The 23,574-nt window shown below is 58.8% G+C and carries 17 protein-coding genes; 14 read left to right on the forward strand and 3 right to left on the reverse strand.

What is annotated here, in order from left to right; translation table 11 throughout:
- The 8 genes from WW58_RS07855 to WW58_RS07890 form a co-directional block, all read left to right on the forward strand.
- A partial coding sequence (locus tag WW58_RS07855; protein ID WP_288143429.1) for a HesA/MoeB/ThiF family protein occupies positions 1 to 515 on the forward strand: 515 nt, incomplete at its 5' end.
- Positions 516 to 559: 44 nt separating this feature from the next.
- Positions 560 to 1,531 carry a KpsF/GutQ family sugar-phosphate isomerase gene (locus WW58_RS07860; protein WP_046436727.1) on the forward strand — a complete coding sequence of 324 codons (972 nt, stop codon included), beginning with the start codon at positions 560 to 562 and terminating at the stop codon, positions 1,529 to 1,531.
- Between the two features lie 114 nt (positions 1,532 to 1,645).
- The gene (locus WW58_RS07865; protein WP_128154857.1) at positions 1,646 to 2,431 is read left to right on the forward strand and encodes a YdjY domain-containing protein; all 786 of its coding nucleotides are present in this window, start codon (positions 1,646 to 1,648) and stop codon (positions 2,429 to 2,431) included.
- 6 nt (positions 2,432 to 2,437) lie between these two features.
- Positions 2,438 to 3,616, forward strand: a complete 1,179-nt coding sequence (locus WW58_RS07870) for a prenyltransferase/squalene oxidase repeat-containing protein (protein WP_046436731.1) — start codon at positions 2,438 to 2,440, stop codon at positions 3,614 to 3,616.
- A gap of 124 nt (positions 3,617 to 3,740) precedes the next feature.
- Positions 3,741 to 4,205 carry a DoxX family protein gene (locus WW58_RS07875; protein ID WP_217730243.1) on the forward strand — a complete coding sequence of 155 codons (465 nt, stop codon included), beginning with the start codon at positions 3,741 to 3,743 and terminating at the stop codon, positions 4,203 to 4,205.
- A gap of 111 nt (positions 4,206 to 4,316) precedes the next feature.
- The gene (cysE, locus tag WW58_RS07880) at positions 4,317 to 5,144 is read left to right on the forward strand and encodes a serine O-acetyltransferase (protein ID WP_046436850.1); all 828 of its coding nucleotides are present in this window, start codon (positions 4,317 to 4,319) and stop codon (positions 5,142 to 5,144) included.
- A 200-nt stretch (positions 5,145 to 5,344) separates the two neighbouring features.
- Positions 5,345 to 6,064, forward strand: a complete 720-nt coding sequence (locus WW58_RS07885; RefSeq protein WP_288143430.1) for a GDSL-type esterase/lipase family protein — start codon at positions 5,345 to 5,347, stop codon at positions 6,062 to 6,064.
- Positions 6,065 to 6,149: 85 nt separating this feature from the next.
- Positions 6,150 to 11,171: an autotransporter outer membrane beta-barrel domain-containing protein gene (locus WW58_RS07890; RefSeq protein WP_046436735.1), complete on the forward strand. Its 5,022-nt coding sequence runs from the start codon at positions 6,150 to 6,152 to the stop codon at positions 11,169 to 11,171.
- 80 nt (positions 11,172 to 11,251) lie between these two features.
- Here WW58_RS07890 and WW58_RS07895 read toward each other — a convergent pair whose 3' ends face one another.
- Together WW58_RS07895 and proB are read right to left on the reverse strand one after the other, a co-directional pair.
- Positions 11,252 to 12,541 carry a glutamate-5-semialdehyde dehydrogenase gene (locus WW58_RS07895; protein WP_046436737.1) on the reverse strand — a complete coding sequence of 430 codons (1,290 nt, stop codon included), beginning with the start codon at positions 12,539 to 12,541 and terminating at the stop codon, positions 11,252 to 11,254.
- Between the two features lie 4 nt (positions 12,542 to 12,545).
- Positions 12,546 to 13,304, reverse strand: coding sequence for a glutamate 5-kinase (gene proB, locus WW58_RS07900; protein ID WP_046436739.1), 759 nt, complete (start codon positions 13,302 to 13,304; stop codon positions 12,546 to 12,548).
- Positions 13,305 to 13,741: 437 nt separating this feature from the next.
- On the opposite strand from proB, the gene tkt reads away from it, so the two are divergent.
- Positions 13,742 to 15,745, forward strand: a complete 2,004-nt coding sequence (gene tkt, locus WW58_RS07905) for a transketolase (RefSeq protein WP_046436852.1) — start codon at positions 13,742 to 13,744, stop codon at positions 15,743 to 15,745.
- A gap of 492 nt (positions 15,746 to 16,237) precedes the next feature.
- On the opposite strand, the gene WW58_RS07915 is transcribed toward tkt, so the two are convergent.
- A complete protein-coding gene (locus WW58_RS07915) occupies positions 16,238 to 18,073 on the reverse strand; it encodes a GreA/GreB family elongation factor (RefSeq protein ID WP_215833621.1) in 1,836 nt (611 codons plus the stop codon).
- Positions 18,074 to 18,328: 255 nt separating this feature from the next.
- Between WW58_RS07915 and purC the strand changes: the two genes are divergently transcribed.
- From purC to WW58_RS07940, 5 genes are all read left to right on the forward strand, one after another.
- Complete coding sequence (purC, locus tag WW58_RS07920; RefSeq protein ID WP_022198548.1) at positions 18,329 to 19,039, forward strand: phosphoribosylaminoimidazolesuccinocarboxamide synthase; 711 nt, start codon at positions 18,329 to 18,331, stop codon at positions 19,037 to 19,039.
- Between the two features lie 66 nt (positions 19,040 to 19,105).
- Positions 19,106 to 19,561 (forward strand): hypothetical protein, encoded by a 456-nt coding sequence (locus tag WW58_RS07925; protein WP_146023944.1) that lies wholly within the window; start codon positions 19,106 to 19,108, stop codon positions 19,559 to 19,561.
- Between the two features lie 21 nt (positions 19,562 to 19,582).
- Positions 19,583 to 21,985, forward strand: coding sequence for a phosphoribosylformylglycinamidine synthase subunit PurL (purL, locus tag WW58_RS07930; protein WP_046436745.1), 2,403 nt, complete (start codon positions 19,583 to 19,585; stop codon positions 21,983 to 21,985).
- A gap of 48 nt (positions 21,986 to 22,033) precedes the next feature.
- A complete protein-coding gene (locus tag WW58_RS07935; RefSeq protein WP_046436748.1) occupies positions 22,034 to 22,741 on the forward strand; it encodes a phosphoribosylformylglycinamidine synthase subunit PurQ in 708 nt (235 codons plus the stop codon).
- Between the two features lie 39 nt (positions 22,742 to 22,780).
- Positions 22,781 to 23,560 (forward strand): hypothetical protein, encoded by a 780-nt coding sequence (locus tag WW58_RS07940; protein ID WP_046436749.1) that lies wholly within the window; start codon positions 22,781 to 22,783, stop codon positions 23,558 to 23,560.
- Positions 23,561 to 23,574: the final 14 nt, after the last annotated feature.

A 23,574-nucleotide genomic window follows, 5' to 3' on the forward strand; every position in this document is an offset into this window, starting at 1 on the left:
CCGCCAGCGCCGCCAGACGCCTGTACGCCCTGAACCCCTCCGTACGCATCAACACGGTCCACAGGCGCCTTACGCCGGAAAATGCCGTTTCCCTGCTGGAAGGGTGCGACCTGGTCCTGGACGCTTCAGACAATTACGCGGCACGCTTCGCCATGGCGGATGCCGCCTGCACCCTGCGCATTCCGCTGGTGTACGGCGCCGTGAAGGGCTTTATCGGGCAGGTGGCCGTTTTCGCCCCCCATCAGGGAACCGCCTGTTACCGCTGCCTCTTCCCGGCAGATACGCCCATGCAGGAAAAAGACACCGCCTCCGCCGCAGGCATTCTGGGTGCGCATGCGGGCATCATCGGTTGCATCCAGGCCATGGAAGCCCTGAAATATCTTGCGGGCATTCCCTCTCCGCTGGTGGGCGCCATGCTCTCTGCGGACACGCGGCGCATGCGCTTCTCCACCATTCCCCTGACGCCTAATCCCGCGTGCAGATGCCGGACAAGCGGGGGTGCGGAGCCGCAATGAAAAATTGACGGCGACGGCGGCATCTGGCATCATTTCCAACAGGTATGAATCATTTAACACGCGCCAAATCCGTTTTTGAAATGGAGATTGAAGAGCTGCGCGGCGTCCTGTCCCGGCTGGACGACAATTTCAACAAGGCTGTGGACCTCATGTCCCAGGCTCTGGACCGCGGCAACAAGATCGTCATTGTAGGCGTAGGCAAATCCGGCAACATCGGGGCCAAAATCGTCGCTACCCTGAACTCCACGGGAACGCCCACCGTTTTGCTGGATTCCCTGAACGCCCTGCACGGGGATCTGGGCATCGTCCAGGACGGGGATGTCTGCATTGCCATGTCTTTCTCCGGAGAAACCTCGGAGCTGCTGGCCCTGCTCCCCTTTATCAAACGTTTTGAACTGCCCATCATTTCCATGACGGGCAACACGGCCTCCTCCCTGGCCAAATACTCGGACATCGTGCTGGACACGGGCGTTTCCCGGGAAGCCTGCCCGCTGAACCTGGCCCCCACTTCCAGCACCACGGCCATGCTCGTCATGGGAGACGCCCTCGCCATGGCTCTGGTGGAAGCGCGCCACTTCACCGCGCGGGACTTCGCCAAACGCCACCCCGGCGGCTCGCTGGGACGTGCCCTGCTCACCCGGGTGAGCGACATCATGCGCCGCGGGGAAGAAATGGCCATGCTTCCGGAAACCGCCTCCGTGAACGACTGCCTGAAAGCGATGACCACGGCCCACGCCGGCGCCTGCGTCCTGCTGACGGCGGACCGCAAACTGGCCGGCATCTTCACCCACGGAGACTTTGTCCGGGCATACGGGGCCAATCCCCTCATTGGAGAACAGCCCGTCAGCGGATTCATGACCCGCAATCCCATTTACGTCATGGAAGAAGACCTGGCCGCTGAAGCGGCGAAGGCCGTGAGCAACCGCCGCATTGACGACCTGGTGGTGCTCAATGCGGAAATGACTCCCGTGGGCATCATTGACCTCCAGGACCTTGCCAGGCTGAAACTGGTTTAAGCCCTCCCTTTCCCATTCCTTTCAGGCATCCGTGATTCAAAAGTAACAAATCAGTCACGGATGCCTTTTTCATTGAACGGAAGCTTCCGTTTCCACAATCTTAATTCCATAAACATGTTCCTGAAATTTACCATCGCCCTGCTTGCCTGCACCTGGGGCTTTTCCTGCGCACAGGACATCTCCGGCCCGGAAGCAAATCCCAATGCTCCCGCTGCGGAGGAAGCCCCGCGGGAAGTCCCTCTTCCGGACGGGAAAACGGTTCCCAAATTCGAACCCCTGGATGAGCACCGCATCAAAATAGGCCATGTGATTGTCAACCACAAGGAGCGCACCGTCAGTTTTCAGGCCCAGGTCAACATGAAGGAAGGAATTCTGGAATACGTCTGCTGCATGCCCAACGGCAAGCTGCATGAATCCCTGCTGGTGACGGAAGCGGATCCCCTGCATATCAGCCTGGGAATGACGCTGCTCAAATTCCGCCGCTTTGAAAAATTTTTCCCGGTGAGGGATGAAAATTTTGAATGGCTGCCCTTCACGGAACCCAAGCCGGAGGACTACGCAGACGCCTACGTGCAGATTGTCATGACCTATACGGAAAACGGCAGGGAACAGAAAAGCGATTTTTCCGACATCGTCGTAAACTCACAAACGCGGAAGGGCCTGAATCCCAGCGACTGGCTTTACACCAACTCCTTCTTTTACGAAGGCGCCTACCAGGCCAGCCTGAGCGGGGAAGTAATCTCCATTTTCGCGAGCCGTACCTCCCCCATCAACTACATCGGAGACTTCCATGACGGCGTCAACGACACGGGCTGGATCGTCAACCCGAAGAAAAACCTGTCTCTGGGCACGAACGTTACCATCACCATTTCCCAGAAACCGGTTCAACCCAGGCAATAACACCTTATGTTCAAATCCGTACTTTCACTAACGCTGGCCGCCGCGCTGGGCACAGCCTCATTCGGACAGACCACCCTGACGGCCGTGCCCGGAGAAGCGGCCTCCGCCAAATACGCCTCCATCAGCCAGGAAATCCTGCGCGCCATTGAAAAAGGGAACGAATACCTGAAAACCAGGCAGAACCCGGAAGGCTACTGGGCCCAGCCGTCCTACCCTGCTCTGACGGCCCTGGCGGTCACCGCCTACATGCGCGACCCCGCCAACCAGGGCAAGCCCCTTCCGGAATACATCCGGAAGGGGTATGACTTCATCCTGAAATCCCAGAAAGAGGACGGCTCCATCTTCAACCGCGGCATGTCCTCCTACAACACTGCGGTATGCATGATGGCACTTCTGGCCGCCAACAAGGAGGAATACGCCCCCGCCATCCTCAAGGGCCGCGCCTACCTCATCAAGCAGCAAAACCACTTTGCCCCGGACAACCCTTATAACGGAGGCATCGGCTATGGCGACAAGCAGGCTCCTCCCATTGCAGACCTTTCCAACACCTCCCTGGCGCTGGAAGCCATTTACTACTCCCAGAAACTCGCCAAAGACGGCAAGTACGGTGAACAGCCGGATCTGGACTGGAACGCCGCCACGGAATTCATCAACCGTTGCCAGCAAAACCCTGCCGTAAACAAGGAACCCTGGGTTTCCAATGACAAATCCCAGATCGGCGGCTTCGTGTACCGTCCCGGCGTCTCCAGCGCCAGGGACAAAAAAGCCGCCGCCTTTGACAAAGCGGAGCCCCCCAAAGCTTACGGCAGCATGACGTATGCGGGCATGCAGTCCCTTATTTACGCCAATGTGGATAAAAACGATCCCCGCGTCAAGCTGGCCCTCAAGTGGCTGGAAAACAGCTACAGCCTGGACGAAAACCCCGGCATGGGCGTCCAGGGGCTTTACTACTACTATCAGGCTATGTCCAAGGCGCTCAGCGCCATGGGAATAGATACCCTGACGCTGGAAAACGGCCGCAAGGTGGACTGGCGGGATGAACTGGCCAACAAGCTCATTTCCATCCAGAAGAGCGACGGTTCCTGGGTGAACACTAACAACCGCTGGTGGGAGGCGGATCCCGTCCTGGTGACCTCCTACTGCGTGCTGGCGCTGGAACAGCTCTACCACTCCATTCCCCGGTAACGGACTGCCATGCTGATTTCCCGGGCCGGAAGGGGAGGCAATGACCTCCTTTTCCGGCCTTTTCCGTACCCGGAAATGAACGCCCCATGAAATAGAAGGGTCTTTTCTTCAATACTTCAAATTCATGGACACCATTGATTCCATTACCATGATTGCAGCGGCATGGGGCCTGCTGGTTCTCCGGCTGACGCTGGCTTTTATCCTGTGGCCGCACGGGACCCAGAAAGTGCTGGGCTGGTTTGGGGGCGCGGGCTGGGAGGGCACCTACCGGGCCTTCACGGAAAAAATGGGCATTCCCCCCTTCCTGGCCAAGGTGGCCATGCTGACGGAATTTTTCGCCCCCATCTGCCTGGTGCTGGGCATCTTCACCAGGCTAGCGGCGCTCTCCGTCATCATCATGATGGCCGTAGCCATGACCAAACACGTCAAAAACGGCTACTTCTCCAACTGGTCCGGCAAAAAAACCGGGGAAGGCGTGGAATTCCACCTGCTTTATGCCGGCTCCGCCCTGGCGCTGCTGCTGACCGGTCCCGGCCCATGGTCCGTGGACGCCTGGTGCATGGACATCGTGCACGTCATCTTCGGCTGACGGCGGCAGACAGCACACGGAAGGGCATAGAACATACTTTCCGATTCTCAAACCCGCCGTATTCTGGTATTTATGGAAAGGCTTTCTTTTGCCTCGTTAACCCTTTCCGCCATGACCAGCCATAAACGCTTAAAACTCCGGCAGTGCACCAACTGCGAATGCGTCATTAACGGAGTATGGGAATGGGTGGAGGAATGCGCCCGCGGCGCAGCGGCGGAAGAACCCGCCATGCGCGGTATTCTGGATGACGTCTGCCTGTCCCGCAATTCCCTGGCCACTTCCATCTCGGCCCGGCTGGCCCGTAAGCTCTCCCGCCGGGATATGCCGCGGGAGCTGATTGAGCCCCTTATTCGGGAAGCGCTGGCGGAAGACCAGAACATCCTCAGCCAAATCGCCCAGGACCTGATCGCCATCGTGGACAGGGATCCCGCCTGCCGTACGCCGCTGGAACCCCTGCTTTTTTACAAGGGATTCCAGGCCATCACCACGTACCGCATCTCCCACTGGCTGTGGCAGCATGACCGGACAATCATGGCACTTCAGTTCCAGAGCCTGGCCAGTGAAGTATTTGCGGTGGACATCCATCCGGCGGCCACCATCGGCTGCGGCATCCTGCTGGACCACGCCACCAGTTTCGTAGTGGGGGAAACCTCCATCATCCGGGACAACGTCTCCATCCTGCATGAAGTCACGCTGGGCGGCACGGGCAAGGAGGAAGGGGACCGCCACCCCATTGTGGAATCCGGAGTTCTTATCGGCGCGGGAGCTAAAATACTGGGGCGCGTCACCATCGGCGCCTGCGCCAAAATCGCAGCCAGCTCCGTCGTTCTGGAAAATGTCCCCCCCCATACCACGGTAGCGGGCGTACCCGCCGTTATCGTCAACGATTCCATTCCGGACAATCCCGCGCTGGACATGAACCAGCGCCTTTGCAACTGATAGATAACAGATTAGAAATCCGTCACTTACAGCAGAAAACGAATTAAATACGCAACTCCGCAAACATCAGCGGGAAAGGTAAATTCTGAAAAGACCGGACATAATATAATAGTTTCAACCTCAATGCATTGAAATTCTCAATGCGCTTATTTTGAACATTTTGAGTTGATAATGAATTCAATCCGCATATTATATGGGATATGCGTTTAAGATTACCCCTCTCTCTAAGGTCTGCTTTGCTTGCATGCAGCGTCCTGTTTACAACCGTGGCTTCCGCCTCCGTTTCAGACGGAAACCTCGGCAATGTCATGTACATAGGGGACTCCATCACCCATGGCGTCAACAGCGGCTCCTGGCGCTGGGCCATGCACAAAATTTTCACGGACAACGGCATCAGCTATACTGAAAAAGGCATCATGACCGACAATTTCAGCGGGGGCGTGGCCGCCGGCGCCTCTTACGGCGGTAAGATTTTCCAGAATGTCCATTCCTCTGCGGCTTCCGCAAGAACTTATGAAATCGCCGGAAGAGCGAACGGCAGCAATTACGGACAATTTGACGGGTCCAACATCAAAAACTGGCTGGGCCTGAGCACGGAAAAGACCAAGGGAGGAACCTATGCAGGCCAGACTTTTACCGGGGCCGATAAACCGGACACGTTTTTCCTGCTCTCCGGGACCAACGATCTCCTTTCCGACGGCGATAATAATTTGCTGCTCTATCGTCTGGATGGAGTTTCCTCCCTTTTGCTGGGCGACATGGATTCCATCGTCTCTTCCATCCGTACCGCCAACAGCCAAGCAAGCATTTTAGTGATGACCATTCCCTGCTGGACGCAACATTCCAACGGGAACCTGGCTGAAACGCACCAGGCCGTAGCCTCCTACAACGAATCCCTGAAAAAATGGGGGGGCGAATAACGCCGCCAATGGCGTCAAGGTCATCGACATCAACGCTGGCATCATCGATGTAGCTTCCTCTACACCATTCTACGGGGTTCGCTCCATGTTCAACAATCCCACGGCGGACGGGCTGCACCCGAATGCCCAAGGCGACCTCCTGATGGCAGGCAACCTGGCCAAAGGCATGGGCTATGCCGGGCGGTCAGCCGGGCAGGAAAGGAAAGCCGCCCATGAGCTGGAGGTCAACTTCGGACAAAGCCCTTCCATCACCCAGCAGACGCTGGAGGCCAACGGCTTCACCGCTAATAACGTTACCATCTCCAATAATACGGTCAACTTCAACAAATCCGGCAGCAGCTCCCTGACCTATAACTGGGGAGCCGCCCAGGGACAGGACAAAGGCTACACGGTAGATTTCACTCTGCGCCTGGGCAACGGGGCCACGGGCGGCTGGGACACCACAAACAATTTCTCCCTGAACCTGGGAAACGGAACGCTGAACATTAATGAAGCGTATATCCAATGGGGCAGCACCATTCTTTATTCCAAAGACATGTCCGCCAATGCGGACTCCATCCGCGTAGCCTACGTGGCGGGAGACCGCGCCAACGGCCTGGACGCGGGCTATTACATCTGGCTGGGGGATGTTCTCATCGGGGAAGCGCAGACGGCAGCGGGGGGAAGTTCTTCCGGCCTCACGTTCAGCTATTCCGGCACGCTGGACGCCATCCTGTCCAATCTGGCTTTGGACGGTTCCCTTTCCTACGCCCCCTCTACCACCGGCATCACTGGCCCAGAATCTCTTTATCTGGCAAATGGCGCGTCTCCCTCCACTCTCAAACCGGGCATGATTGAATGGACTGCGGGAACCGCCGCCACCGCCGTAGCCACTGCCGGAACCAATGCCACGTATAATGTCCGTAACACAACCAATTCCAACATTGCCAGCATTACGGGAACGGGAAGCACCAAATTCATTTACGCCAATAACGGCGCTTACGGCAGCGCGGGTAACCGTCAGGACCTGTGGGTGACGCTGGGAGCGGGAACCAGCAGCGCCAACGGCTGGATAGGCGGCCATACAACGGGAGACCTGTACGGTGACATCCACCTGCGCCTGGCGGAAGGGGCCATCGGCAAATCCACGGTATTCGGCGTTGTGAACGCCGGAACCGTTCACGGGGACATTTACCTGGAATTCTCCTCATCCACCGGGGTTTACGATACTTCCTTCACCACCGGAGAAGCGGACCGCACCTCCGTGGCGGGATCCTATGCCTCCGCCGTGAACGGGGACATCACCATGGTGTTCAATGACGGCGTATTCTCCCACCGCATTTTCGGCGGCTTTTACACGGGAAATAAAACCATCTCCGGCTCCGCCTCCCTTTTCATCAATGGCGGAACGTTCATGAATGAAATTTACGCCGGGAACAAGACGGACGGCACCATTTCCCGGGGAACCAGCCTGACCGTCACGGGCACGGACGCCATTCTGGGCAAGGCTGACGGGGATAACTGGACGTGGACACTTCTGTGCGGAGGCAATAAAACCAGCGGCACCATCAACGGAGGCACCACGATCACCCTGAAAGATATCGCCGCCACTACCGGAGCCGGAACCGAACATCAGTTCGACAAATACGCCGGCATCATCGACGGCAAGGGAGCCGGGACGGTGAACGGGGAGAAGAAGCTCGTCTTTGACAACTACGCCGCCAGCTTCCTGGGAACGCTCCAGAATTTTGACAAAGTACAAATTACCGGGAATTCGGATCTCTCGCTGGACAAATCCCTGGGAAATACCGTCACCTCCCTGTCCGTGAACGCAGGTTCCACCCTCCGGTTCAACCGGGACCAGGACGCCACGCTGGACATCACTAACAACGGCACAATCCGCACCTCGCACAACCTGACCCTCAAATCCGCAGACACCGGAACCGGGACCTATCAGGTGGAAGGAGGAACGCTGGACCTGGCCGGGCAGGCCGTCTCCGGGAAAATATCCCTCTCCGCGGGGGCGCTCTCCAATACGGCGGGACTGGGAGCCGGGAGCGTTTCCGTCTCCGGCATCACCGGGAACGTCAACCTGGGCGGACTGGACGGCAGCAAGCTGAGCTCCATTAACATGGGCAGCGGTACAGGAATCATTTCCGGTCTGACGGGCCATGCGGACCTGTCCGGTTCCGACACGCAATTGAGGCTTTCCGCCGCCAACATGGGCGCGGACGGCACGGGAATCATCCAGTTCAATGACGCGGACAATGCCAGCTTGACGCTGGGCAACCTGACCCTGACGCTGACGGCGGATGCCGTGGCGCTCCTCGCCGCTCCGGGGGACTACTCTTTCCACGTCACCAACGCCGCCCTGCACGCGGATACCAACCACATTACGCTGAGCGAATACAACGGCATGGCGTGGGACATTACCCGGACGGAAGGCGGCCAGGTAATCATCTCCTTCGGCCAGTTGCTGGACGCCATGGTCATTGACAAGGGAGCTTCCAAAAACGTCACCTCCGCCAACACTCTGGCGGCAACTCCCAGCGTCACCAACAACGGAACGCTGAACATTGACCTGTCCGCGGCCACCGCGCCGGAAAACAAAACCACCATCCGCTACCTGGCCGGCACGGAAGCCGATGCCGTCGTGAATACGGGGACGGACAGCGACGTGATCATCACGCTTCTGAATGAAACCTCCGCAGATCCGGACAAACCGGGCAACACCGCTTACGCGGGTTCCATTGAAGGAGCGGCGCAGCTCGTCAAGGACGGGGAACAGAGGCTGACCGTTGACGGCAGGGTAACCGCCTCCGCTCTGGACGTGCAACAGGGAGAACTCGCGCTCCAGAACACGAAGGAAAGTTCCATCATCTCCGGCGCCCTGAACGTGGAACAGGATGCCGCGCTGACGCTGAACGCTGCCTCCCTGGCCGCCGGGGATCTGGCGGGCTCCGGCTCCATCACCCTGAACGGGGGCGCCCTGCTCTCCATCGCCAGGGACACTCTTTCAGACCTGACGCTCCACGCAAGCGTCACCGGCTCCGGCACCCTGAAACTGGACAACTGCAACCTGATTCTGGGTACGGACAATAATCTGGGCGAAGACGTGCTGCTCCATCTGGGGGGCGGCAGCCTGCGTCTGCAGGACGGCTCCGCGATCGCACTGGAAGGGCTCCACCAGGAGCAGGAGAACGGCGCGCTCCACCTGGGGGCTGACGGACGTCTGGAACTGGCCTCCAACGACGGGAAAACCTACTCCTTCAAAGGGGATATCACCGGCACGGGAGCCATTACCCACCGGGGCGAAGGCACGCAGATCATCCTTTCCTCCGGCAACGCAGGCGTGGACGTCAGCCATACCCGGACCGGCGGTCATCTCGTTCTGGGAGACAAGGATCTGGCAGCAAACGGCCTCATGACCTACAGGGATATTTTCATCGGCAGCAACACCCGGGACGCCTCTGACCTGGACGCCACGGCAGACCTCTCCCTGATGAATAATACCACGGCCAACTCACTTTCCATCGCCTCCAACGGCAAACTGTACCTGGGCGGTAATCCCAACCAGAGGGCCGTTCAGCTCGTGTTGACCGGCAACAACGGCGGCGTGGCGGCCACTCTGGCCTCCGGAGCTTCCCTGGATCTCACCGTCAATACGGAAACGCTGACCAATAGCGCGGACAACGCCTGGGCCGCCTTGAAGGCGGAAAACGGCTCCATCCGCATCAACGGAACGGATCCATCCATTAACGTCAACATTTACGGCCTGGGCGCCGCCGGAGACTGGGCCATCCTGCCGGAATTCACCGTTAACGCCTTCTATGCGGAAAACGGACTGGTCACGTCGGACGGGGAAACCTGGACGGAGGACATGGTGAACCTGACCTATGCCGGCTTCGCCAACCTTGTCTATGACATCAGCAAGAAACTCTCCGACGACGGCAAGCTGTTCCAGGTCCACTTCACCAAGCAGGGAGACAGCCCGCTGAAAGACTTCGCCTCCACGGGCAACCAGCAGGGCGCGGCGGACAGTCTGTGGGCCGTCACCTCCTCACCGGAAAACATCACTCCGGACATGATGGAATTCCTTAACGCCATGGGCAACGCCCAGGCCATGGGGAATGCGGAAGCTATCCGGTCAGCCCTTTCCTCCTATGCGGGCAGCGGCATTACCGCCCTGCATTCCGCCCAGAAGGGAGCCCTCCGGGACCAGGTGCTTCACCTGCGCAACCGCCTCTCCCAGATGGGAGTCTCCCCGCAGTACATTCACGATGACCTGCCCGGCTTCAACGCCTGGATTGAAGGGGAAGGCGGCTACCGCAGGCTGGATGACCGGACGGACGAATCAGGCTATAAGCTCAGCACCTGGGGCGGCACCTTCGGCTTTGACGTAACGTGCAGCGACAGCTTCGTATGGGGGGCGGCCTTCTCCGCCAGCTACGGCGACCTGGACGCCTACATGGCGAACGGAGACCTGGACTCCTATTACGGCAATCTGTTCTTCCGCATCCAGTCGGGCCGCTGGGCGCACAACATCATCCTCACCTGCGGATGGAACGACGCTTCCCTGGACCGCACCGCGGGAATCCCCGGAGCCGGCATGTACACCATGCACGGCAGCACCAGCGGCAGCAGCTACGGCGCCTTCTATGAAGGCACGTATGACCTGTACCTGAATGAGAACAACACTTCCGCGCTCCAGCCTCTAGTGAATGCCTCCGTGTACAGGAGCCGGATGGACGGCTTTACGGAATCCGGCGGCCTGGGCATGAACGTGGATGACATGGACTCCACCTTCGGAACCGTGGGACTGGGCGCAAGGCTCCGCGGAGAACTGTCCGCCAACCTGACGGGCCGCGCCTCCCTGGGTGAACTGCGGGTGCAGGTTGTCCAGCTTCTGGGCGACCGGGACACCGCAGCCGTCCTGGCGCCCGCCGGCATACCCGGCGCAGGGTTCCGCGTAAACGGAGCCAGGGAAGGAGCCACCGGCGTGCAGGTCGGAGCCGGAATCACCATTCCGGTGGGTTATACCGGCTCCGTCTTTGCAGACGTCAATGCGGACTTTCGCAGCCGCGCCAACAGCTTCAACGGAAGCATCGGCTACAGGCTGACCTTCTGACCGACTTCTTCAGGAGTATATATCAACGGAAGCATCGCGGCCATGCCGCGGTGCTTTCTTGTTTACGGCGGGCCTCCTGCTCAGGCACGGCCTTTCCGCGGAACTCGGGACGGGTCCTTCATCTGCCCGTCTCCTTCAATAACATACTTGTAGGAAGTAAGTTCCCGCAAAGCCATTGGCCCCCGGGCATGAAATTTGTCCGTACCGATGCCTATTTCCGCCCCGAAGCCGAATTCCTCCCCGTCGCTGAACCGCGTGGAACAATTATGGTAAACGCACGCGCTGTCCACCCGGTTCATAAAATAATCGCGCGCCCGTTCATCCTCCGTAATGATGGAATCACTGTGGTGGGAGCCGTAATGGTTAATGTGCTCCACGGCATCACGGACGCCGTCCACCACTTTCACGGAAAGAATCAGGTCTTCATATTCCGTGGACCAATCCTCTTCTTCCGCCGGAATGGCTTCCGGACCAAAAAACGGGCGGCTTCGCTCACACACGCGGCATTCCACGCCGCGCAGGCGCATGCGTTCCGCCGCCATCGGCAGGAACCGTTCTGCCGCGGCAGCGTCCACCAGCAGGGTTTCCGCCGCATTGCATACGCCGGGCCTCTGCGTTTTGGCGTCATCCAGCACGTTCACGGCCATCTCTAAATCCGCCGCCGCATCCACATACACATGGCAAACGCCGTCCAGATGCTTCAGCACGGGAACCCTGGCGTACTCCGTCACGGCGCGGATCAGTCCCTTTCCCCCCCTGGGAATAATCACGTTCAGGAAAGAATCCAGCCCGCACAACTGCCGCACCTCATCACGGCTGCCGGAATCCAGAAGCTGCACGGCGTCCGCGGAAACGGCGGACTCCTTCAGCGCGGCGCGCAGAACCTCCGCCAGCGCCCGGTTGGTCCGCAGAGACTCGCTTCCGCCGCGCAGAATAACGGCATTCCCGGACTTCAGGCACAGGGCGGCGGCATCGCAGGTGACGGTGCCGCGGCTCTCGTAAATAAAACCGATGACCCCCAAGGGAACGCGCACCTGGCGGATATGCAACCCGTTGGGGCGCGTCCATTCCCGGATGCATTCGCCCACGGGATCAGGGAGAGCCGCCACCTGTTCCATGCCGCGGGCCATGTGCTCCACACGCTCCGGCGTCAGAAGCAGCCTGTCCAGAAACGCGGCATTGCGGCCGCCTTTCCGGGCCTCTTCCATATCAAGGCCGTTCTCCCGGACAATCTTTTCCGCAGCGCTCCGAACGCCTGCGGCCATCAGGCGCAGGGCCAGAGCCTTCTCTTCCGGCTCCAGGGCAAGCAACTCCCGTGAGGCCTCCAGAGCGGTCCGTCCCGCCGGTTCAAGAGGATTCTTCATTTTCATAACTTCATCCCTTCGGTACAAAATATGTTCCGATTCCTTCCGCTTTCCCCTCCAGCAGCAGCGCGATGCGTTCCGGATGGCGGCCATGCAGCATGTAAACGCCCGTCCCCGCATTCACGGCCTCCCGGATAGCCTGAAGCTTGGCGCTCATGCCGCCCATGGAAAAGCGCCCCTGGTCCTCCTCCGCGAACGCCAGCACGGCATCCACGTCCTCCACCCGGGAAATGATGGCCTCCCGCCTTCCTCCGGGGGGATACAGGCCGTCCACGCTCGTCAGGATAAACAGAGCGTCAGCCTCCACCAGACGCGCGATATGCACGGACAGGATATCGTTGTCCCCAAACTTCAACTCCTCCACGGATACGGTATCATTTTCATTGACAATCGGGATAATGCCTCCGTGCTCAAACAGGCGCAACACCGTGGCCTGCACGTTGCGGCGGCGGAGTTTCAAATCCTCCGCTGTCAGCAGGAGCTGGGCCACATCCACGTTAAAGTGGTTGAAAAGATTCTCATACGCCTGCATCAGCCGCGTCTGCCCCACGGCCGCGCACGCCTGTTTCAAGGACAGTTCCTGAGGATAGGACGGAAGACCCAGGACGGACACGCCGGCCCCTACAGCGCCGGAGCTGACCAGAACCACCTGATGGCCCTGCTGCATCAGCCCCGCCAGGGCGCTCACCAGATGCACGATGGAAGAACCGTCCAACGTCCCATTCTCTCGGGTCAACACGCCCGTACCTACTTTAATTACGATTTTCATGTATTTCCGCCGCTTATGATACAACAATCCCTTTTTCCGCAAAAAGCGGAAAACGCGTCTTTTCCGCGCTAACCCGTGAAAGCGCCGGACGCAAAAACGGAAGGAATTCCCCCTTCTTCTTCCATAAAGATAAAAAGGATCATTCCCTCCGACTGACCGGCTCCGGCGCGGATGAAATCCGCCATCCCGGCCAATATCTGGACATCCATGAAAACCAGGGGCGGACAACACCGGAGAAAAGGACTGGAGCATGCCGTCCGACATGTTTCCCCCGGCTTTATTCCCTAAAGCGCCATACATTCCGGTGAGCGTGCCGCAAAACCGGGAGCGGCATGCGCGGCGCTTCCATCTTCAATGCTTTTCCCCGGTCCGGAACTGGCGCCGGAGACGCATTTTAGGCTTCCAATATGAAGCTGATCCGCTCATATTGCCCGGGCATGAATCTTGACCTTCTCCAAAAAGCCGCCAACCAGGCGCGGGGACTCGCCATGGATGCCGTTCACGACTGCGCATCCGGCCACCTGGGCCTGCCGCTGGGGTGCGCCGAAATCGGGGCCGTCCTGTTCGGCGATTTGCTCAACATCTGCCCTTCACAGCCCCGCTGGCTCAACCGTGACCGCTTCATTCTCTCCGCCGGCCACGGCTCCATGTTTCTTTACGGCTGGCTTCACCTGTCAGGATTCAACATCGGCATAGAAGATATCAAAAACTTCCGCCACAAAGGTTCCATCACGCCCGGCCACCCGGAATTCCGGGATACGGAGGGTGTAGAATGCACCACGGGACCGTTGGGCCAGGGCATTGCGAACGCCGTAGGCTTCGCCCTCTCCGCCAGGCGCGCGGCTGCCCGGTTCAACAGGCCCGGCATGGACATCTTCACCCAGCACGTCTTCTGCCTCACGGGAGACGGCTGCCTGCAGGAAGGCGTCGCCCGGGAATCCCTCGCCCTGGCCGCCGTGCTCAAGCTGGATAACCTTATTCTCATTTACGATTCCAACGACATCACGCTGGACGCTCCCGCGGAACGCACCCAGCTTACGGATCCGCGCGCCGTATACGAAGCCCTGGGCTGGGATGTGCGCCAGATTGACGGGCACGACATCAAGGCCATTAAGTCAGCGGTTGAAGCCGCCAAAAACGCCAAAAACGGGAAACCCCAGCTCATCATTGCCAAAACGGTCATCGGCAAGGGCATTCCCGGCATTGAAGGCACCACAAAAGGCCATGGGGAAGGCGGAGCCAGGCTTCAGGAAGAAGCGCACGCCAACTGGGAAATTCCTGCCGGAGAACGTTATTACGTCTCCGAAGACGTCCGTACCGCTTTCGCAGACCTGAAAGCCCAACGGGAAAAAGATTTCAATGCCTGGAACGCCATGTACGAACAATGGCGCCGGGCTTATCCGGAACTGGCAGAGGAACTGGACGCAGGCATCAACGCCTGCTCCTGCGGCGTCAATCCGGCAGACTCGGACAAGGCAATCCCGCCCTTCCCGCAGGACTATGGCGATGCTACCCGTTCGGCCGGAGCCGTTGCCATCAACGCCATCGCTAAAGCGAATCCCTGCTTCCTGACCACCAGCGCGGACCTTTACAGCTCCAATAAAAACTACCTTTCCGGCGCAGGAGACTTCTCTGCGGAAACCCCGGAAGGGCGCAACTTCTGGTTCGGTATCCGCGAACACGCCATGGCCGCCATCTGCAACGGCATTGCCTACGACGGCCTGTTCCGCGTAAGCGCCGCCACTTTCTGCGTCTTCGTAGACTACATGCGCGCCTCCATCCGTGTAGCCGCCCTCAGCGGGCTCCCCGTCACCTATATTCTGACGCATGACTCCGTAGCCGTGGGAGAAGACGGCCCCACCCACCAGCCGGTGGAAACAATTTCCGGCCTCCGCGTCATTCCGAACCTGGATGTCATCCGCCCGGCGGACCCGGAAGAAACCGCAGGAGCCTGGATGGCCGCCATGCAGCGTGCCGACGGCCCTACCGCCCTCATCCTGACGCGCCAGAAAGTGGCTACGCTGAACGGCATCCCCGTTGAGACGCGCCGGGAAGGCGTGCTGAAAGGAGCCTACATCGCCCGGAAGGAACAGGGCCCCCTGAAAGCCATTATTCTTGCCAGTGGTTCCGAACTGGAACTGGCCCTGAAAGCGGCGGAAAACATCGGGGAAGGAATCCGGGTCGTCTCCATGCCCAGCTTCTTCCGCTTTGACGCGCAGCCTTCCGAATACCGGGAAAGCGTGCTTCCCTCTTCCTGCATGAGAAGAGTTTCCGTAGAAGCCGGGGTCACGGACCTCTGGTGGAAATATCTGGGCTGCCAGGGGGAAGCCGTGGGCATCAACCGCTTCGGCTTCTCCGCTCCCGGAACGCAGGTGCTGAAAGAACTCGGCATGAATGTGGACAACGTCGTTGCCGCCGTTCACAAAGTGCTTGCCAGATAAACAGGGAATTTTCCCCTTCATCTCTTTCCAGGGGCTGTTCCGCATCCGCCGGAACAGCCCCTTTTTCATGTCTCCCCGGTTGCCAGGAAAAAGGCAAGGCCGTTTTCACGAACCACCATTATCCGTAACGCAGGAACTATTCTTTCCTGAGAAAATTCCGTTCGTTTCCCGTCCGGATTTCTCCAAATACAAGACCTCTGCAACAGCGGCGCCCATGACCTGAACCGGTCCCGGACAAGCTTAAGGCCGCAAAAGCCCCGGTTGCCAACAGCCCGTTTTCATCATGGCTGCCGGAACGGACAATGTCCGGGTTCCTTCCTGGCGCCAATGAATATTCGGAATGGTCAGGATAAAGCGATGCTTCTATTGACAATGCAATAAACCCCAACCCTGCAAAATAACGGGCGGGCGAACCATGAACAATGAAAAACGCCCCTTTCCGAAAAAAGGGGCGTTTTTATAAAGACCTTGGTAAAAAGGGAAGAGGCTCCGTTAGAAAGCGGCTTCAATCTTCATGATGGTATACACCTTTTTCTTGTCGCCGTCCATCGGGACAATCTTCACCTGATCCCCTACGCTCTTGCCCGTCAGCTCCTTGCCGACCTGGGAAAGATAAGAGACGATATGCTTTTCCGGATTTGTGTCCCACGCGCCCAGAATGGTGTACACCACGGGCTCCCCGCCATTCAACGGCTGAAGAGTCACCTTCGTGCCCATGGCGGCGCGGGAAGTATCCGTTACGGCAAAATCCGTGCCGCGGGCCAGGGCCAGCGCATGTTCCAGTTCCGCCCGGCGGCGGTTGAGCACCTTTTCCACTTCCTTGGCGTCCTGGTAGCCGCCGTTTTCGCGGAGATCCCCCTCCGCACGGGAAATCTTCTTGTTATGCAGGTTTTCCGGAATTTTCACGTTTACCAGTTCTTCCAGCTCCTTCTTGCGGGCCTCCAGGCTTTCCCAGGAAACGAAAATCGGTTCCGGTTTGTCGGAGTTGTCCACCAGGGCGTCCAGCACAATGGCGTGCAGGTCTGGGAATATGCTGATGATGCGGGCCATCAGCGCGCCGCGGTCCTGTTCGGAGAAAGCGGAGGTGTTGTACAGCATCTTGGCGAACTGGCGGACTTCCGCCACATCCTGCCCCTTGATCATTTCCTGAATGATGCTCTTGTCCTCCATGAACAGGTTCTTCAGGCGCAGCATGCGGTTGGGGCCGCCGTCCATGTGGTCCTGTTCAATCAGGGAAAGCATCGTAATGCCCACAGGGAGGCCAAAAAGAGGCTTGGAAGCGTCATGCCGCTGGCGGCATATCCAGATGAGGGACTCTGCCGGAAGGGTCTGGCGCAGCAATTCATGCTTCAAATGCTTGACCAGCACCTTGTCCTGCCCTTCTTCTATCAGGAATTTGGCGATTTCCCCCACGGCGCGGGCGCCGCCTGCATCAAAAAGCTCCAGCGCCTTCTGCGGCCAATCCTCCCCAAAGATGGCGGGCAGCGTGGCATACACGCGCTTCTGCCGCACGGCAGGCATGGAATTGAGCACTTCCGCGAAGCGTCCCACATCGCCGATATTGGCTTCCACGATGGAACGAAGGGGATAAGCTTCCTTGGCCGCCTCCGTATTTTTAAGGGAGGCAATCAGGTCATCCCTGAGCACGGCAAGCTCCAGCACCTGCTGGAGGGCCAGGCTGCCGCCGTTGCGCACATCGGCGTCCACGGCGCGAATCAGGGCATTGACGGCATCCGGCTCTGCCATGACCGCTTCCATTTTGATGCCGTCCAGCACGCGCACCTTGGCTTTCAGGTCGGCGGCCTTATTGTAATCTTCCAGAGCCGCCTGCGCGCGGGAAAGGATATTCGCGCGAAGCGTGATGCGTTCGCCCTTGCGGGTGGGCATCATGAACTGGACATTGGAACGGAGCATGGCGCGCACCTTGTCCCACCAGTTTTTCCACTTGTCCGCCGCAATTACGGTGCCTTTCAGCGCAGCTTCCAGCTTCTCCGGAGTAAGGGAATTACCGTAGCCCTGCAAGGTAACGCGCACCAGTTCCACCGGGTCATCCACGGACAGGTTGATCAGGGATTCCGTATCTTCATACCGCTTGGCCAGGAAATGGTCGTCACTGATGAACTCCAAAATTCTGGGAGCGAATTCCAGGGCAACTTCGTGTTCCGGATTTTCCTCAAAATCAATGACCAGCTTTTTGGCGGGGAGATTCCAGGAAATGACTTTTCCGGCGCCCCAGGAAGCATGGAAGCAGTAACGGCCAGGTGCGATGCGATCAAGTTTTTCGGCGAGAGAGGGGGTAATTTTCCCCAGAGACAATAATTTCTCCAAGTCGGCGTGCATACTAAAGCACATGATACGCCCCCCCCTACCGGTATCAAGACTAATTTCCCTCTTCCGTCCGGACTCCCTCCGTGCGGCTTTTCAAGGTTGCCCCGGAGACTGCGGCCGTCTGCGTCATGCTCCGACTTCGCATTCAGGTTTCGCTTCTTTTTCCCTCCCCTCCTTCATCCAGTTGCGGCTTGACCGTGCGGAGCGTCTGGCGTAACATTTCCGCACGCATTCAACCCCTGCGCAACACGTATCATGGAACCTATTTACGAAGGGAAGGCCAAACGCCTTTATACGACTGACAATCCCAACGTCCTCCGCATGGAATACAAGGACGACGCCACTGCCGGAAACGGAGCCAAGAAGGCCCAGTTTGAAAACAAGGGCAGGATGAACAAGGCCATCACCCTGGTCATCTACCGCATGCTGGAAAGCAAGGGCGTGAAAACCCACCTGGTGGCGGACGTGGACGACATCAACATTGACGTAAAAAAGGTTTCCATCCTTCCTCTGGAAGTGATCGTGCGCAACATTGCCGCCGGCTCCTTCAGCCGCCGCATGGGCGTTAAGGAAGGCACCCCCTTCAAGAAGCCGATTGTGGAATTCTCCTACAAGGACGACAGCTTGGGCGACCCCTTCATTAATGACGACTACGCCCGGGAAATGAACGCCGCTACGGAAGAGGAATGCGCCTTCCTGAAAAACCAGGCCCGCATCGTGAATGACGTGCTGATTGACTTTTTCAAACAGGTCGGCCTTACGCTGGTTGACTTCAAAATCGAGTTCGGCCGCCTGGCGGAAGATCCTTCCCAAATCGTGCTGGCGGATGAAATTTCCCCGGATACCTGCCGCCTGTGGGACATCAAGACCGGCGAGAAGATGGACAAGGACCGTTTCCGCCAAGATCTCGGCAACGTGATGGAAGCCTACGAAGAAGTCCTTTCCCGGCTCCAGAACAAGGCTTAAGCCCCTTTCCCCCTCCCATGGGAGCCGGCCTTTCCGCCGGCCCCCATTTTTCATTTTACCACATTCTTGAGCGATATGACCCTCCACTTTGAAGTTATCAGCCGGTTCCAGGCCGCCGCCAATGCGGACGCCCTGCTCTATACCCCCCTGAACGCCGGCCTCACGTTCCGCCGCAGCCGCGTTTACACCGTAGAAATCAACGGGGATGAACAAAAAGCCCGCGAATATCTCCTGAGTGTGCTGGTGGACCCCATTTCCCAGGAATGCACGGAACAGAACGCGCCCATCCTGGAAGGAGCCCTGTTCACGATTGACTACGGCATGAAAGCCGGCGCCCTGGATCTGGAAAAAGAAGCCATCCTGCAAAACTACCGCGGACGCCGGAATATGGGCTTTACTCTGGACGGTCTGAAAATCACCCAGCGCGTGTACATCTTCGGCCAGGGAGACAAGGAAACCCTGGCGGCGCGCTTTGCCAAGGACGTCTGCAACCCCGCCATTCACAACTGGACCATCGCCTAACCCTTTTTCTTTCCCATCCACATGTCCGCCAAAACCTACCGAACCGTTCCCGTGAGGAACCTGAGCAGCGACGAACTGCTTGAACTCAGCAAGAAGCAGAAGCTTTCCCTGTCCCGTGAGGATATGGAAGTCGTCCAGCAGATTTTCCGGGAAATCGACCGCGACCCCACTGACGTGGAACTGGAAGTAATCGCCCAGACGTGGTCGGAACACTGCAAGCACCGCATCTTCTCCGCCTCCATCAACCACAGCGTCAACGGAGGCGCGCCGGAAACGGTGAACAGCCTGTTCAAGACCTACATCAAGAAACCTTCCGAAAAAATCATGGAACGCAAGCCGGGCTTCGTGCTCAGCGCGTTCGACGACAATGCCGGCTTCATCGCCCTGGACGACAACCTGGCCGTCTGCCTGAAAGCGGAAACGCACAACCACCCCTCCGCCATTGAACCGTATGCCGGAGCCAACACCGGGCTGGGCGGCGTCATCCGCGACATCCTGGGCGCAGGCAAGGGCGCCAAGCCCATCGCCTCCCTGGACGTCTTCTGCTTCGGCGCTCCGGATACGAATCCGGCAGACATCACCGCCCCGGACGTCATCCACCCCCTGGGCATCATGCGCGGCGTGGTGCGCGGCGTGCGCGATTACGGCAACCGCATGGGCATTCCCACCGTCAACGGCGCCATCCAGTTTGACCCCACGTACATTTACAACCCCCTCGTCTTCTGCGGCACCGCCGGCGTGATTCCGCGCGGCGACATCCTGAAGGAAATGCGCCCCGGCCTCAAGGTCATCGTCATCGGCGGGCGCACGGGACGGGACGGCCTCAAGGGAGCCACGTTCTCCTCCGCCGCTCTGGATGAAGCCTCCCATGAGGAAGACTTCACCGCCGTGCAAATCGGCAACCCGATTGAAGAAAAGAAAACGCTGGACTTCATTCTGGAAGCGCGCGAACGCGGTCTCATCGTCTTCATTACGGACTGCGGCGCCGGCGGCTTCTCTTCCGCCGCCGGGGAAATGCTCTCCGTCACAGGAGGCGAAATTTTCCTGGACAACGCCCCTCTCAAGGAACCCGGCCTCATCTCCTGGGAAATCTTCCTGTCGGAATCCCAGGAACGCATGGTGATGGCCGTGGAGGAAAAAGACCTTCCGGAACTCCGGAAGCTGGCAGACACTTTCCAGACGGAACTGACCGTCCTGGGCCATTCCGACGACACGGGAATCCTGAAGGTCTGGCACAAGGGGGAACTCGTCTGCTGCCTGGACAACTCCAAGCTGCATGACGCCCCCATCAAGAAGCTGGAATCCGTATTCACCCCTGGCAAGGCGCTCACAGGCCAGCCCCTCCCGGACAAGGATCTGAACAAATCCCTGGAAACCGTGATGGGAGACTTCGCCATCGTCTCCCGGGAACCCATCATCCGCGAGTACGACCACGAGGTGCAGGGCAACACCATCCTGAAGCCCCTGGCGGGCGCGCAGGCGGACGCCCCGCAGGACGGTTCCGTAGTGGACATCGACGGCTCGGACAAATGCATGGCCATGGCTTGCGCCATTCTTCCGGAATGGGGCAAAACGGATCCCTACGCCATGGGTACCGGCACCGTAGATGAATGTGTGCGCCAGCTTATCCTGGTTGGCTCCAATCCGGACAAAATCGGCCTGCTGGACAACTTCTGCATGGGTAATCCGGAAGATCCGGCGGAACTCGGCCGCCTGGTGGAATGCGTGAAAGCCATCGCCAAGGCGGCGGACGCGTACAATGCCCCCTTTATTTCCGGCAAGGACTCCTTCTACAACTACTTTGAAACGGAAGACGGCCCCATCAACGTGCCCGTCACCTTCCTCTGTTCCGGCTTCGGCGTGGTGGAAAACCCGGACCACGTCATCGGTTCTTCCCTGAGGAGGAGCAACAGCCTGCTGTACCTCATCGGCCATACGGAAGATGAAATGGGCGGCTCCGTCTTCGCCCGCACCCACGGGGTGGAAGACGGCAAGGTTCCCCAGACGGACTGCGCCGCGAACATGGAGCTGTACAAAGCCTACTACAGCGCCCTGACTTCCGGTCTGGTGCTCTCCGCCCATGACGTTTCCGAAGGCGGCCTGGCCGTCACGGCTGCAGAAATGGCCTTTTCCGGCAAGGGTGGCGTTCGGCTGGATCTCACGAAGGTACCGACTGCCAATGGCTGGAAATCCCCGGCAGTGCCTCTGTTCAGCGAAAGCACGGGCCGTATCCTTGTGGAGGTGGATCCGGAATTCGCCGCGGATTTTGAAACGGCTATGGACGGCTTCCCCTGCGCCTGCATCGGCGGCGTTACGGAAGAAAAGCGCCTCACGGCCACCTGCTGCGGCGGGGAAAAGGTGCTGGATTGCGACATAGCCAACCTCAAAAAGCTCTGGAAGGACGGACTTACCCCCTATTATTGATCCCCTGAAACCGGCATCTTACCAAACCAACGATTCATTTCTACCAATATGCCTCACGCACTTTTATTGAAATACCCCGGCACCAACTGCGACGTGGAAACGGAACGCGCCCTGCGCGCGGCAGGGTTCTCCACCCAGATCCAGCCCATCGCCACGGCTACGCCGGAACACGTCGCAAAATCCCAGCTTGTCGTCCTGGGCGGCGGGTTCAGCTACGGGGACTACGTCACCAGCGGCCGCCTGGCCCAGCTGGAAACGGAACGCTTCCTGGGGGATGCCCTGCAGCGGCATCATGCCGGAGGAGGCATGCTCCTGGGCATCTGCAACGGGTTCCAGATTCTCACCAAACTGGGCATTCTTCCTGACTCCAGCCTGATTGACAATAAAAAGGAACGTTTTGAATGCGTCTGGGCCAAACTGGTGAAAGTAGCCAAAAACTCTCCCTTCCTTCAAGGCCTGCCGGATGAATTCGAACTGCCCTCCGCCCATGCGGAAGGGCGCCTGGTCACCCGCCCCGGAGATGCGGAAAAATACCTGGCTGCCGGAAATGTGGCTCTCCAGTACGTAGACAACCGCGACGGCTGTGAATGCAGCATCGCCGGCCTCCAGGATTCCACCGGGCGCGCCATGGGTCTGATGCCCCATCCGGAACGCTTTCTGCTGCCCCGCCACCACTATGACAAGGACTGGGCCGGCAATGAAGACTGGGGCTGGGGGTACTTCCTCTTCAAATCCGCTTTTGACGCCCTGAAATAAAGGTTCATTCCCCATCAACCGCTCCCCCGCATTCATTCCATGACAGATACGGCTCTCATCGGTTCTTCCTGTGCCCTCGGCGTTTTCTGGTCCTCAAAACGGTACTTTGACTACCTGATTGATGAAACCAACCTGTCCCTGCTGCGCGGCAAGGAATTCGGGCAGGCCGTCATTATCTGCCCATCCCTCCGGGAAGGGGGCGCGGCTATTCGGCGGAATACGGCTCCCTTTCTGGCTCAGGTTAAAACCCTGATTGATATCCTGCATGAGGTGAAGGCGGAACGGGTGACCTACATCACCAGCATTGACACCCAGCCGGAAACGGGCAATGAACTTTCCCCCTTGCTCCGTAAACCGGAGGGCGAATGGCTGATGGCCCTGGTGGAGTTGAAAGACTTCATCAACCTTCGGTTCGGCCGCGTGCTGAACGTTTGCCTTCCGGAAGTTACCGGAACGGGAGCAGGCATGAGTGTGGCGGATCTGCTGGCGGCAGTTCCGGAAGGGACGGAAGAACTGGACGTAGCCCTGCTGGAACGCCACCAGCTTTATCCCATGCACCGCCTGGTCAGGGACGTGGAAAAAGCCTGGGAGTGCGGCATTTTTTCCGTGAATCTGGTTCCGGAACCCGTCACCGTCTTTGAACTGGTGGAACAGTGCTTCCCTTCCCTGGTCAGCCGCCTCCCCGTAGCGAAGGAAACGGATCCGTACGGGAGCGCCAGAACATCCGTTTACTCCACGCAGTACCACGATCCGGACACGGGTTATATCATGGACAAAGAGGACGTTCTGGCGGGGCTTTCCCCGGACAAACAGCCCTAGCCCCCAGTCTGGCT

This window comes from Akkermansia sp. UNK.MGS-1 (assembly GCF_000980515.1).
GTDB lineage: Bacteria > Verrucomicrobiota > Verrucomicrobiia > Verrucomicrobiales > Akkermansiaceae > Akkermansia > Akkermansia muciniphila.